The sequence below is a fragment of the Paenibacillus sp. FJAT-26967 genome (assembly GCF_001541095.1).
In the GTDB taxonomy this organism is placed as follows: Bacteria; Bacillota; Bacilli; order Paenibacillales; family NBRC-103111; genus Paenibacillus_F.
In genome coordinates this window covers 608,768-624,330 of sequence record NZ_LMXH01000001.1, presented here as the reverse complement: position 1 = coordinate 624,330, position 15,563 = coordinate 608,768, and the positions used below count along the sequence as shown (strand labels likewise).

Genomic DNA, 15,563 nt, shown 5'->3' with positions numbered 1-15,563 from the left:
TGCTATTCTCTCCAGTCTTCCACGTTCTTAAGAGCGGTGTCCATACTGACGTCTCCTTTTTTCACACTGTCGAACAAGCTGAGAATTTTATCGAGATCATCACTAGGAGTTTGTTGTAACGTTTCCTGCCCCACAGATGCTTCCGCCTCGGTCCCCGGGTCCAAATACTTGGCCATTTTGGAGATACTCGTATATTTGAACATGTCCTGCAGCTCTACTTCAGGATAATAATCTTTGATCTTGGCGATGAGCATAACGGACATAAGGGAGTCGCCCCCTAAATCAAAAAAGTTATCATGGATGCCGACTTTAGGAACCTCCAACACTTCCTGCCATAACCGGACTAGTGTTTCTTCGATGGAGTTTGCCGGAGCTTCATACCGCTCATCGTCCAAAGACACGTTAAGCAGTGGAGCCGGCAGCGCCTTTTTATCAATCTTCTGATTGGGGGTCAGCGGGAGTTCATCCAGCTTGATAAAGAAAGAAGGGATCATGTAATCCGGCACTTTCGTTTCCATGTAGGCACGCAGCTTGGAGCCGCTAAACTCCCCATCCCCTGTATAGTAGGCACATATCATGGACCGGCCCGATGCTTCTTCTCTTACGACAGCAGCCGCCTCGGATATTCCTGTAAAATCCGTAAGGACCTGCTCAATTTCGCTCAATTCGATCCGGTGCCCTCTAAGCTTGACTTGGTTATCCTTGCGCCCCAAATAAATCAGATCACCGTCAGGAAGCTGTTTCACCAGATCACCGGTCAAGTACATCTTCTTACCGGCCCCATCATGGAAAGGGGCGTCCACGAACTTTTGCTCCGTGATGTCCGGCAGATTCATATAACCTTGGGCCAGTCCGTAACCCGTAATGCCCAGTTCACCGATAACCCCGACAGGTAACGGCTGAAGATGCTCATCCAGCACATAAAAACCCGTATTCGCGATCGGCGCGCCAATCGTAACGCGTTCCGCCGTTAATTCTTTGACACTGGACCAGATCGTCGTCTCGGTCGGACCGTACATATTATAAATCTTAGAAGAAGTCTGCTCTTGGAGCAGACTCAACAATTTCGGCGGAAACTCTTCCCCTCCAACCATAATTTCAGTTACGCCAGACAGCCAGTCTCTGCTTCCATGCAGCAGCAGCAGCTGAAGCCGGGACGGCGTCATCTGTACCATCCTGACTTGTTCTTTCACGATAAGCCCGGCAAGCCGCTGCATGTCAAGCTGCTCGGCATCGCCTGCAAGAACGACCTCAGCCCCTGCGGTAAGCGGGACAATCGCTTCCAGGATGAAGATATCAAAAGAGCTTGTCGTCACGCAGAGAACAGGCTTGTCCGGTCCGAACTCTATCTTAGACCGCACTCCGGCGACAAAATTCGAAAGAGAATGATGTCCTAGCAAGACACCCTTCGGCCTGCCGGTCGATCCTGATGTATAGATAACATAAGCCAAGTCATGCAATGATGCAGAAATGCCAGACAAATCAGATTGCGGCTCATGAAGCGTATCCGCCAGAACGATTTCTCCTGTGAAATCAAGCAGGCTTTTCCGTTGACTATCCGTTACAAGAATCGAGGCCCCGCTGTCTTCCAGCATGAACAGCAGTCTCTCTTTAGGATAAGCGGGATCGAGCGGCAAATAAGCTCCCCCCGCTTTCCAGATGGCCAGAATACTGACCATCAGTTCCGGCGACCTGCCCACAAGCAGCCCGACAATGGAGCCTTTCCGGACGCCCCTCTTGCGCAGCGCCGCAGCCAACAGATCCGCTTGGGCATTCAATTCAGCGTACGTCAGTGTATGCGCTCCGAACCGCAGTGCGTTCAACCCCGGATTAAGGACGCTCTGCTTTTCGAACATGCCCAGAGCCGTTTCTCCGGGAATCGCCATCTCCGTCTCATTAAAGGATTTCAGCATGCGCAATTCGCGGCCTGACAACAAGCTGACCTGCGCCAAATGGACTTGTGAGCGCTCCAGTATGGCCCCGATCACATTGAGGTAATAGTCCAGAAAGCGCTCGATTGATTGCCGTTCAAATAGCGCAATGTTGTATTCCAAGCGGATGCTTATCTCATCGCTTTCTTCCTTACAAATCAAGGATAGGTCGAATTGGCTTAAACCGCGGTTCTCCTGCGCGTATTCAAAATACTGGAACATCGTGGAGAAGATAGGACTTCTGCTGAGATCACGATCCGGATTGAGCTTGGCGACAATATTCTCGAACGGATACGAACCGTTGCGGTAGGCATCCAGACATTTGGCCTTGGTATACCGGATCAGTTCTTCCAGCGTCTGCATCTCGCCCATCTTAAATCTGATGCAGGTCATGTTCATGAATAGACCGAGCACCCTTTCATACTCATGACGATCCCTGCCTGCAACCGGATAACCGATTATAATGTCCTTATCTCCGCTGACTTTGTGCAGCAGGAAGGCATACGCGGACAGCAGGATCATATTCATGGTGACGCCTTGACGCTTTGTTACTTCTTTCAGACGGAGGAATGTGTCCGCATCCATTCGTTTGGACACATGACTCCCCTGGAATGTCTGCATATGCGGTCTGTTATAGTCCAGAGGCATACCAAGAACCGGAAGAGGTTTAGCCAATTCTTCCAGCCAGTAATGTTCCATCTGATTCGCTTCCTTACTGGTAATCCAGTTCTTCTGCTCATCCGCGTAGTCTGTATATTGTCTGGCAAGCGGCTTCAGTGAAGGCGCCTCACCATTCTGATTCTGAACGTACAATTCTCTTAATTCTTCGAAAAAGATCCGGGCGCTCCAGCCATCCATAATGAGATGGTGAAAGCTTACGGACAAGCAGTAGTGCTCGCTTCCAAGCTTAAACAGCTTCCCGCGCAGCAGCGGCTTGGATAGGTCAAATACGGTATGCTGCTCTTCGATAAGCAGCATTTCCAAGCGTTCCTCCGCAGCTTCCCCGGCCAGCTCCATACACTCTAGCTTGATCGAATAGTCCGGAAGCACCTTCTGCTGCGGCTGTCCGTCTTTATCCGAGAACACCGCCCTCAGCATATCGTGCCGCTTGATGAGACTGTTCATAGCCGCTTCCAGCTTCTCCAGATCAAGCTCATGATAAAGATGAAGGCTGGACACAAGATTATAAGTAACAAGCTGAGGATCATATTGCTGCAGGAACCAGATGCGTTTCTGCGAGCTCGTAAGCTCATACTCTGAATACTCCTCGGGTTTCAGATCCGGTTGAAGCGCTTGCTGCTGCTCCGTAAACTGTACCGGCTGGCTATGAACCGGCGTTTCCGCACTCAATGCCCCAACAGCTTGCTCATCCGGATTTTCCAGACTTTCCATATATACCGACAGCTGGTGAATAGTGGGATGCTCAAAGAGATGACTGATTACCACCTTCTCATCAAACTGCTCCGAAATCTGGTTGCAGATATGAATAGCAAGGATGGAATCGCCGCCCAAGCTATAGATATCGCTGTATATATCAATGCGGGTTAAGCCCAGGACCTGGCCCCATATTTGCCCGATACGAAGTTCGGCTTCACTGTAAATGTTGTCCGCTTTACCCGTCAGCTCGACGCGAGGTGCGGCTTGTTTATTCACGGCAGCCTTCCTCCCGCCGGCTTCGGCGTGCGGCTGCGCTTCCAATGCGGCTCTCACATTCGGTGAAAGACGCATCAGCTTGTGCTGTCCAAGCAGCCCCGTATCTTCAAGATTCAGTTCGCCGATAACTGCTTGGGACAAGTCGCTTTGCAGGACATGCTCCCAGAGCTCAAGCGCCTGAGCCGTGGGAAGTGCTTTGAAGATCGTGTCCTTATTGACGCCGTGATCAGCCGCCATTCCCGTTTCGCCCCACGCAGCCCAGTTAAGGTTCAACGTCCTTCTTCCCTGCTTTGCGCGGTAATCCGCATAACGGTCCAGGAAGTAATTGGCCGCCGTGTAGTCACTCTGCCCGATTCCCCCGATCAGGGAAGCGACGGAGGAGAAGGTAATCAGGAAATCCAGCTCATCCTGGAGAGTTAACCGGTCCAAGACCCATGTTCCTTTGATCTTGGGCTCCATAACCTTATAAAACGACTGGATATCCTTGCGGAGCATCAACCCGCTGCCTGCTATGCCCGCACAGTGAATAATGCCGTTTATCCTGCCATACTCTCTTCTGAGTTCTGTAAATAAAAGATCCATTTCCTCCCAGTCGGCAATGTCTGCAGTGTGATATTCGGCATGCATGCCAAGTCCGTTAAGCTCTTCGAGTCTTGCCAGACGCTGAAGCTGTTTGTCTTCCGCCGTACCCTTCAGTAAATCCAGATAACCGGGAAGCGGGGTACGATGGACAAAAGCAACATTCGCTCCGCTCTGCTCAAACAACTGTTTACTTGTCTCATAACCGATTCCGCCTAACCCTCCGGTTACAACGTACACACCTTCGGCTTTCAGCTCGACGAACTTGGGCTCCGCTTTCTCCGTCATCTCCACTTCTTCGAAATATTCCAGATAACGGATTCCGCTGCGGAAAGCTGTCACAAAAGTATGATCGGACGCTGCCATTTCGCGTATGATCGTTTCAGCGGAAGTCGTCTCATCGAAATCAATGCAGCGGCAAGGAAGATGATCATATTCCTGCCCGATAACTTTGGCCAGCCCTATCAGAGCGGCACTTCCCGGGTTCAGCGTCTGTTCAAAACCATCGACAGGATGAACGGTTCCGGTCAAGAGCACCAGCTGAATATGCCGGGTATATTGATGATGCAGCAGCGCTTTAGCCGTAAAAATCAGACTGTCCGCTCCTGCCTTCTGATTGGCCTCAAATCGTTCTACCGTATCTATATCTGCAAAAGCAGGATCTTCTCCCGGATGAATATATACAATGTGTGTGACCGGTAAAAGTTTCAAATCAGCGAATAACCGGACATAATCCTGTTCATCACTGCCCACAAAATAATTTCCTTCTTCAGAGCGATACTCACTGCCTCTGTATACGAATACACAATTCGTGCCCAGCTCCAGCAAGCAGGCTGCTATACGGCTGGACCACCCTTGTCTATCTGCAAAAATGACAACCGTGCCGCCTTGCCGCAAGGATCCTCCGATCTCGGCAGTTAAAGGCTCCGGCAGCCAAGCCGTGCGGCCTAGCGGGTTTAAACGGCCCTGATGTATCTTCTTCCGAATCAGAGTGTAATCCAAGATTTCAGCGGCGACTTGTCCTGATTCGTCCCATATCGTGATGTTGTATTTCAATACTTCCTTATCCGGATCATTCGAATCATGCGGCTTGGCTAAGCTGTAACAAGTAGCCGGAAGAGCCCGGTGGATAATAAGCTGTCTGTACGAGACCGGAAGAAATAACCCATTCGAAGTGTCCTTAATCGCCCCGATCGAAGTCGCCATATCAAGCAGCGCGGGATGCAGGGTAAACTGGCTGGTTTCCGCTGCAACTTGTCCGGGGAGACTCAGTTTAGCGACAATCGCGCCCTCGTGTTCCTTTATCCGTACGGCTCCCTGCCACCTGAGTCCCAGTGCCAGCCCGTCATCCTTGCGCTCAGGAAGCAGCACGGCTTCTTCCTCATGCCGGTGCATCAGATCTAGCAGATCCGGCGGATTGATCCGGCCGGACGTCTCTGCCTGCGATAACCGGATTTCACCCGAAGCGTGAACCGTCCACTCACTGGCTGCGGCATTCGCGCCTTGACTCTCTAAACTGACCATACTAAAAGCAAAGGAATCCCCCTGCTCCTGCAGCACGGTCTGGATCACCTTCCCCTCCTCTTCCGCGAAGATCAGCGGACTCAGGATCTGAAAGTTCTCTATGACCAGGCAGCCGGTGCCCAAATAATCACCGGCTGCCTGGAGCGCGAGCTCCAGATAGACAGTGCCGGGAAGAATATACTGACCTAGTATCCGGTGTTCATAGACAAACCAATGGTCTAGCGGGCTTAGCGCCGCTTCATAGATACATTGCTTGTAAGAAGCGGCTGCCCGGCGGTTCAGCAGAGAGGGGAGCTGCCCCTCGTATTCGCTTCCCCGGTCCGCCGCTTTCCGCTCTATCCAGTGTCTGTGCTTCTCAAATGGATACGTCGGAAGATGTAAAGTGCGGTAATTGTGTTTCTTGTATAGAAACTCCCATTGGATATCCGCCCCCTCGATATACCATTGTCCAATCTGAGCGGCCGATGGTTCCAGCCAGCCCGATGACTCCATTAAACGGATGCTTTCATTTGCCTTGCGGGTCAACTCGTTCTTTTCCGACTCGAGTAAGACTCTATCACGGTTGTGTTCCGTCTTAATAGTCACCACGCTGTGGACACCGCAATAAACATCAGAACCTAGAAAGGGAAGCGTGAGAGACCCGATGCTTGGCAGTCCTTCCAGCTTCTTAAGCAGATCCGCCGAACTTCTTGCTGTGACAGCCAAACGGTAATGATGGTGCGTTCGTCCCATATTAATGGTCTTGCATATATCCCCGATATTTGAATCCGGATGGGCGGCAAGCCAGCCGCAGTATGTCTTTACGAGATCACTGAGCGCCTCTTGGCTTTTTGCGGATAAAGTGAATACGTGACCTGGGGGTTCAGATGCTTGTACAGCCGGGTTCTCGGACCAAGGCGCTTCTTCCATGATTAGATGGCAGTTCGTACCGCTGAAACCGAAGGAGCTCACCCCGCATCTTCTTGCATGACTTCCTCTTATCCAATCGGTGCGTTTATCATGGATGTACAGCGGGGAGTCATCAAATGGTATAAACGGATTCGGCTGACTGACATTCAAAGTCGGAGGAATCGCTTTCTTCTTCAACGAGAGCGCCATCTTGATCACAGAGGCAAGACCGGAAGCGCCGATGGTATGACCGATATTGGTCTTTACCGAACCAATGCCGCAAAACTGCCTTCTGTTCGTGAACTTACGGAAGGCATCGGTCAGACCTTTGATTTCAATGGGATCACCAAGCTTCGTGCCGGTCCCGTGCGCCTCGACATAATCGATGGTATCGGGCTGGATTCCCGCATCCTTCCAAGCCCTCGTTATGACTTCCTCCTGCGATCTCGCATTCGGCGCCGTAATGCCGTTGGATGTGCCGTCATTGTTGACCGCACTGCCTTTTATGACAGCATAGATGCTATTCTGGTCGCGGAGAGCCGCACTAAGCGGTTTTAAGACGATCGCGTTGATGCCTTCACCCCAGACAGTTCCGCTCGCTTCTTTATCAAAGGTGCGGATCCGGCTGTCGGCCGAATCCAGCATATGTGTCCCGAGCGGTATATAAGAGAGTGCAACACCTCCGACGATAGCCATGCCGACTTCTCCGGATGCTACGGCTTTGGATGCCATATGCAGGGCAACAAGGCTGGACGAGCAGGCCGTGTCGACAACAAGTGCCGGACCCTTCAAATCCAGAATGTAACTCAACCGGCTCGCGACTATACTTGTACTGGCTCCGGCAAGCATTAACGGATCGTCGATCTCTTCCGTCAATCTGGCGTAACTTGAGCCTCCGGTCGTGTCGATTCCCACATAAATACCGGTGAGCGTATGCATGGTTTGAGTGCCTGCGATACCTGCATCCTCAAGCGCTTCCCATGCTGTTTGCAGAAACAAACGCTGTGCCGGGTCCATTAATTCCGCTTCCCGGGGCGAGATCCGGAAATGCGTGTGATCAAATGTATCCAGCTCCTCCAAGTAACCGCCGATCTTATACGGATCTTCGTCCGTGACGGCGAATAGATGATCGACATCTTTTCTGCGTCCGGCGGGAAATCGACCTATGCTGGATGCACCCTTATCCAATAAACTCCAGAATTCTTCTTTATTACGCGCGCCCGGCAGACGGCAGGAGATTCCGATAATTGCGACATCTTCCGCCTGCACTTCAGGCGTATCCGAATGAAGGTCTTTCAGCAGCTTTTTCGCTTCATCTTTCGATAACTGCCTGGAAGCGACCTGCTCCAAGATATAGTTTTTTATGGTTTCCACTCGTTATCACTCACCGTTTTCAAAAGTTTAGACGCTTCTGCTGAAGTCAATTGCCCTTCCGCCAAACGATTCAATATCGAGTCGAGCTCATCATCGTCCTCCGGCTGCGACATACGCTGAGACAGCTTTTCAATGTATACCGCCATTTCGTGAATAGTCGGATAGGAGAAAATATCTGAAACATGAAGCTGTCCGGGATATTCTTGTTCGAGCAGCCGGAATAACCGGGTCGCTAAGATCGAATCTCCGCCAAGCTCATAAAAACTTTCATACACCCCGACAGCCCTCACCCCAAGCACATTCGCCCACATTTGTGCGATTTTATGATGAACGGGCTGAATGGATGAAAGCTCCGTTTCCTTGAGGACGACCTCCTCTTCTTTATGAGAGAAGGCGGCCCGGTCAGGAATCAGGCTGCCGACCTCAGCAGCCAATCGCTCCGACATTCGTATACTGACTGTGCTGAGAGCGTCCGTAACGTCCGGATGGAGTTCACCTGCCACCACTCTATTCTCTGAAGCGCCGATCAAATCATGGAAGACAGACAATGCCTTCGCGTCCGGAAGTGTCTTGTACATGTGCGTGTCATCGCTAATTCCGTATTTGCTCGCGGTGACCTGCCACATCGGCCATTGAATGGCTGTTCCATATTTGCCACCCAGGTGACGGAAACCCGCAAAAGAATCCAGATAGCCGTTAGCCGCACTGTAACCACCGTCATTGATTCCACCTGAAATCGAGGATATCGAGGAGAACATGATAAAAAAGTCAAGCTCCTCGCTCTTAGTCCCTTCGTGCAGAAGCCAAGTTCCCATCACCTTCGGGGCCAGCAGTTTCATCACTTCTTCTTCCTTTTGCTCATGAAGGCTGCCCGCTCGTTCGCCTACCCCGGCCCCGGCGCAGTGGATAATGCCATCGATGGCTCCTAAGGTTTCTTTTATGCCGGTTAAGGCTTGCCGGACCTGCACCTCATCGCTGATATCCGCGCGGAAGCCGTGCACCTCCGAGCCGGATTCCCTGATGGCTCTTACACGATCCTCATCCAGAGGACCGGACCGCTGAAGAAGCGCGAGCTTTACTTTGCAGGCAGATGCAAGGCTGCGGGCAACAAGCATTCCCAGTTCCCCGGAGCCGCCCGTTATCAAGTACACGCCGCCTTCTTTGAGGGATACGGCAGGATCTTTGCGCTGTACATGCGTCAGCAGGTCAAGCTCCTCAATCAGCCGGAGCCCCTTCCGGTAAGCGACCACTGCGTGACAATCGGGTGCGTACAGTTCACTCTGAATGTGCTTCGCATCTTCGTTTCCATCAATATCGATACAGCGGACTTTGGCGGCACTTCCCTCCAGCCGGATTGATTTGCCGAGCACATAAAGCATATAATTCTCAGGAAATACGCTTGTCTCTTCTCCGGTAACTACAGAGGCTCTTAGGGAAATGATGACTAGTTCCGCTTTATGACAAAGAGCAGTCTTATTCAATGCTTTGTTAAGGGTGAACAAGCCCAGAAATCCGCTGTGGAGTTTGTCCCGGAGCTGGCTAACCTGCTTAATCTCGTCTTGCGGCGATGCCATCGGCATGTATAGGATTTGTCCGATCCCCCGCTCCGCAGCATCTTCAAGCAGCCGCACGTAATCTTCAACGCTGCTTGTGATTTGATAGCTGTGGTCATCTACCCGGACGAAACTCGTTCCCAAGCGGGCGGTCAGGACAGTCCGGCCTTCACTTCTTAGTAAATCCGCAAGATCAGTCCCAAGCTTGCCCTCGCTTGTAATGAGCAGGACGGGACTGAGTGCATCCTGCCGGGCACTAGTGTGTTCCGGTACGGCGGGTGTCCAAGACACCCTATAATAGCCGCTGCCGGAAGATGCCAGGTCCTCTTCGGCACCGGCCAGAGGCAGCCAGCACCGCTCCTGTCGGAGCGGGTACACAGGCAGCCTCATCCGGCGCCTGCTTCCGCCAGCATAGACACGTTCCCAGGGAATTTCCGCTCCTTGGACATATAATCTGCCGATTTCGGCTAACTCCGCCTCAGAACCGTTCCCTCCTGAACGCGCATATTGTCCGGCTTGCTTCTCCGCTTCCGCGTCCAGCCTTTTTTTATCCTGCACGGAAAGCTGGTTAGGACCTTTGTCCGTCACCGTTTCCGGAATGATCTCGAAACTGCCCCTGTATGTAAACGGGGCCGCCTCTGGTGCCTCTGCTGGTTCCGGGAGCAGTAACGCCCGAAGCTTCTGCCGGGCTGCCTCTATATCGTTAACGAGCAAGGCGGCCCGGTGCTTGCGATGCTTCTTGCCTGTATTCACGCTGTAGCAGAAATCCCGCAAACGGCATTCCGCTTCGACTGTATCCAAGATGTCCAGATAGCTCCTCGCAACTACCTTCAGCATCGCTTCGTCATCCGCACTAAGCGTCAGAATTTCTGTACCGGCCTGTTCTTCGGACAGTTCCTCAAGAGGAGCCTCCTCCAGTACGAGATGGCAATTCGTTCCGCTCAAGCCGAAGGAACTTACACCTCCCCGGCGGGGGTGCCCCGATGCAGGGAACGGAATCAGTTTGTCATTTACATACAAAGGTGATCCCTCGAACGGAATTCTCCGGTTAGGCCGATTAAAATGAAGATGCGGAGGGATCTGCTTATGGTATAAAGCAAGGGTCATTTTGATCAAGCCGGCCATTCCTGCACAACTGTCCAGATGACCTATATTGGTTTTGACAGAGCCTATGGCACAGAACTGACGCTTGGCTGTGTGCTGCTCAAAGGCCTGCCTCAAGCCGTCAATCTCTACAGGATCGCCCAAATGCGTCGCTGTTCCGTGAGCCTCGATATATGAAATCGTCTCGGGGTCAATACCGGCTTCTTTCCAGGCCGCTGTGATAACCTCCGATTGAGCGCGTGAATTAGGCGCTGTTAGACCGATAGAATTTCCGTCTTGATTAACTGCGCTGCTTTTAATAACGGCATAGATATGGTCCCCGTCCAGCACAGCTTGATTGAGCGGTTTCAGGACTATAGCGGCTACGCCTTCGCCTGCACCGGTACCGTCAGAACTGGCGTCGAACGTCCGGGTTCTTCCGTCTGAGGATTCGATTCCGACCTTATTGTGTTCCTCCCCCTCTATATTGAGCAGACGGATATTTACTCCCCCGGCAATGGCGGTCCGGCATTCTCCAACCCGCAAGGCTTGACAGGCCAAATGTACGGCGACCAGGGAAGAAGAACAGGAAGTATCCACAACCATCGCCGGCCCCTTCAAATCAAGCAGATAAGAAATCCGGCTTGCAAGGACCGATTTTAAACTTCCCGTAACGGAGGTGCTTACCTGCTCCGGACAAACATTAAAAATGAGCGTTTTATAATCACTCAGCGGATCGCTGGAATAGCCGACGTATACGCCTGTCTTCGATCCGGCAAGCTGGCCCCTTCCATAACCCGCATCTTCGATTGCTTTCCATATTTCTGTGAGCAGCAGTCTTTGACTGGGGTCAATAAAGCTTGCTTCTTTGGGAGATAGCGAGAAAAAATGAGGATCAAAACGATCCACCTGATCTAAATAACCAATCTGAGCATATTCAATGGCATCGGCCTGGATTCCTTGAGATCGAAATAAACTCTCTTGATCTGCCCTCCTGTTCGAAGGTATCGTCCGGATGAAATCCTTCCCGGCTTGTAACTGTTCCCAGAACTGATCTACGTGATTTGACTCAGCCATCCGGGCTGATATTCCGATAATCGCGATCTCTCTTTTGTCGAGTTTATCGATTGCGGGGGGCGAGAAATCCTTCCCCAAAGAGCCGCTCTGCGTCAACCGCCGAATATGCTCAAACTGATTTATCAAGTTCCTTCACTTCCTGACTTGTGTAAGTTACGGTCGATTGGCCAAAGGCGAATGAACCAATTCTATTAACTGTCCGATTCTGGCTAAGATTTCGTTCATTTTGTCTTCCTGCATCATACGGCTGTTATATTCCAGCAAGAGCGACAGATCTCCGCTCTGCCCCGATACTACCAAAACAAGATCAAACAGTGCCCGTACAGATTCCGGCATCCTCGTGGAACTCGAAAAACCGATATATACCTGATCCCGTCCGGAATTGTTTTGCCTGCTCACCGGATCATTCAATGCCTCTGCCTTAAGCAGCTCATTATTGATCTTCTTGTATAGGCTCGTGAAATCCGTCAGATCCTCTAAATCGACAGGCAGGGACCCTAATCTTTCTTTCAGATAAACGGTTATGTGAAATGCCTTGGACCCGGTAATTTCAGCCAGCAGAAAAGCAAATAAACCGATCAGGACATCGTCTGTTCCGACTCCGTCTTGATCGGCCTGCTCGTTTAGAATGCTGCTTAGTGCCGGGCCCAGTTTATAGCGCAGAACAACGTTCTCTTCTCCGCGTTCCCGGTCTGCCTGATTCAAATATTCTCCGGGGAGCCGCACAGGCTCTATGGTCGTAATCTCCCTCCGGCCCGCCTCGATATGCTTAGCAAGCTTGGCGATTGTCGGATGTACAAAGAAGTCGGTAATCTGCACGGCACCGGGAAAATGCAAATCCATCTGGGACAGCAGTTCAATCAATTTGATCGAATTGCCGCCCAGATCAAAGAAGTTATCCCCCGCTCCGATGTTGTCAATTTTCAGAACACCGGCCCAGCACCTAGCTATGGTTGTTTCAATTTCGGAACTCGGTTTCATATAAGCCACACCCAGATGCGGACGGTGGCCGCCGGGCAGCGGCAGATCCCGCAGGCTTATTTTACCGCTCGGTGTCATCGGGAATTGTTCCAGCCTGATGAAATACTGCGGAATCATGTAGTAAGGCAGGAACTTCGATAAATGTGACGTTAATTCATCTACCGTCATCTCGCGCTCCGACAAATAATACGCCGTCAGGAACTTGTCCCCTGTTTCGTCCTTATTCACGGTAACGATACAATCACGGACACCCGGGTAAGACTGCAGGCGGCTGCTGATTTCATCCGGTTCAATCCGGAATCCCCGTATTTTCTCCTGATGATCCAATCTTCCAAGAAAATCAATGTCACCGTCCGGCAGGCGTCTGGCAAGATCGCCGGTCCGGTAAATCCGTTCTTCCTTCAGTAAATTATTTCCGTCCACAATCCGCAAGAGTCCGAATTTTTCGTTTGTCAGCGTTTCTTTGTTAACATACCCTTGAGCAAGCCCACTGCCTGCAATACACAATTCTCCGATCGCACCGGCAGGAAGCAGCTTGTCGGCACGGTCTATAATATAGACCCCGTAATTGACAAGAGGTTGCCCTATCGTAATAGGCTTATCCGCCGTCAACCGTTTAATGCTCGTATATACAGTCGCTTCCGTAGGCCCGTATACATTGTATACGGCGGTCCGGGGAATGATTTCCGTCGCCCTGCGCAGCAGGGATACAGGGAATTGTTCCCCGGCAACCAAGATATATTCCAAATGCCCGCAAGAGGAAGCGAAAGAAGGTTCATTCAACAGCAGCTTCAAGCGGGACGGTGTCGCCTGTACAACCTCGACCCCGTGTTCCTGAATCAGTTTACTGAGCTGTTTCGGGTCCTTCTGCTGCCGCTCGCTGGACATCACGATCCGCAGGCCGTTTGCCAAAGCAAGCAAGGTCTCCACAAGAAAGACATCAAAACAGATGCTGGAGACACTTAGAATCGTCTTGCCTTGACGGAACGGGACGGCTTCGGATAACCCTTCTAACATATGCACCAGAGAACGATGCCTGATTTGGACACCCTTCGGTTCACCGGTAGAACCCGACGTATACAATATATATGCAAGCTGTTCGGGATGCGCCGTGAAACTAGCCTGTGTTTGCTCTTCTGCACCCGGATCGGCATCTTTCAGATACAAAGTTGCTCCTTTCCAGCAGCAGCGTTCCACAATATCGTCAAGATCGGTTACAAGCAGCTTGGCTCCGCCATCGGTAAGCATATATCCGATTCTTTCGGGTGGAAGCTCCGCATCAAGCGGCAGAAAAGCAGCGCCGGTCTTCCAGATCGCCACAAAACTGATCAGCAGATCCGGCGATCTTGCAGCCAGCAGTCCGACGACATCACCCGGACCGATCCCCCTGCTTCTGAGTACCGAAGCCAGACGACTGGCTTCGGTCATGAATTCGCCGTAAGAAATCGTCCGGTTGTCAAACACAACTGCCGGTCCGGAAGGGTTTTGCTCACTTTGTTCTTCAATCAGGCGGCATAGGGTCACAGCTTCGCCCTTCCCGGCAGAAGCCGTTTGCGGCCATTCCGTCAGCCGCAATTTCTCCTCCGGACGGAGCAGTTCGATTTCCGCAACCGGTGTGTCCGGATGAAGCGATACCTGCTCCAGTATTTTTTGGAAGTGCCCCACAGTCTCTTCCAGCTGGCTCCGCTCGTATTGACGCTCGTCATACACGAAGGTCCATGTAAAATCAGGCGTAGGACAAACCATAATATTCATTTCATAATTCGTTTGTTCTTCAATGTGATATTCCGTAACGCGAAAATCGGCATCTCCCGATACGACGAGATCTTTTCCCACAGGGAAGTTCTCAAAGACGATTAGGTGATTGAAGAGATTCTGCTTCATCACTGACAAGTTGTATATTTCCGCCAGGGAACCGTAATCATATTTCTGGGAAGCTATCGATTCCTCCTGTACTTTATGCAAAAGCTCAGCGAAAGCCACCCGGGATTCACAGCGTATCCGAACCGGTATCGTATTGACGAACAACCCGACCATCCGGTCGATGCCCTGCATGTCTGCTGGTCTTCCCGATACGACTGAGCCGAATACAACATCGTCGGAACGGTTATATTTTTGCAGCAGAATGCCCCAAATGGTATAAAATACATTGCTTATCGTACATTTAAACCGCTGCGACAACTGATTTAATTGCTGAGTAGACTCCGCATCGAACGTGAAGGTGAGCTCTGCCCTGGCATACGGATCTTCGATCTCTGATCTGCTGATTTTGTACTTGGGCACAGAAGCGGAAGTCTCATAATCCTGTAAGACGCGGGACCAGTAGCCGCGATAATCCTCCGGGGACTGCTTTTGAAGCCGGTCAACATATTCTTGAAAAGGACGCGGAGCCGGATAATCGCTCTCTGTGGACGTACACAGGGAGTTGTATATTTCAAAGTGCTCCCGGGTAAGCTGGGCTAAGCTCCAGCCGTCCAGAATGATATGATGATGACTTCTTATCAGTGTGTACTGCGCAGGTCCCAGCTTAAAAATGCAAATCCTCATTAAAATGTCTTTTAGCAGATCGAATCCTTTGGCTTTATCCTGTGCTTTAAAAGCATCCAGCCTCTCCAAACGTTCCTCTTCCGGTAGGGTGCTCAAATCCTCGTAGCTGACCGTTGTCCTTCTCTTCTTACAGATGACCTGATGGGGTTTCTTAAGCTTGCTGTAGACGAAATTCGTACGCAGCACATCATGACGCTGAATCAGCTGGTTAAAACTCTCCTGGAATAATCCGATATCCAGGGGACCTTCAATCTTCAAGGTGGTCAGCTCAAAATACGCATCACTTTGCGGAGCTACCAGCGAATGGTACAGAATCCCCTCTTGCATCGGAGTAAGCCGGTAAATTTTTTGAACCTCAAGCGTTTCTCGCATA

General features: G+C 51.3%; 3 protein-coding genes. All 3 read right to left on the bottom strand.

Annotation, left to right across the window (positions count from 1 at the left end):
• Positions 1-2: 2 nt before the first annotated feature.
• The 3 genes from AR333_RS02695 to AR333_RS02685 are packed head-to-tail and all read right to left on the bottom strand — an operon-like array spanning position 3 to position 15,562.
• Positions 3-7,949 carry a non-ribosomal peptide synthetase gene (locus tag AR333_RS02695; protein WP_068773803.1) on the bottom strand — a complete coding sequence of 2,649 codons (7,947 nt, stop codon included), beginning with the start codon at positions 7,947-7,949 and terminating at the stop codon, positions 3-5.
• The gene (locus AR333_RS02690) at positions 7,937-11,788 is read right to left on the bottom strand and encodes an SDR family NAD(P)-dependent oxidoreductase (protein ID WP_068773802.1); all 3,852 of its coding nucleotides are present in this window, start codon (positions 11,786-11,788) and stop codon (positions 7,937-7,939) included. Before AR333_RS02690 ends, AR333_RS02695 begins: the two co-directional genes overlap by 13 nt.
• Positions 11,789-11,815: 27 nt before the next feature.
• Positions 11,816-15,562 (bottom strand): non-ribosomal peptide synthetase, encoded by a 3,747-nt coding sequence (locus AR333_RS02685; RefSeq protein WP_172798789.1) that lies wholly within the window; start codon positions 15,560-15,562, stop codon positions 11,816-11,818.
• Position 15,563: the final 1 nt, after the last annotated feature.

Coding starts and splice junctions, on each gene's coding strand:
- AR333_RS02685 (WP_172798789.1), bottom strand. CDS start 15,562: ATGCGAGAAACGCTTGAGGTTCAAAAAATTTACCGGCTTACTCCGATG.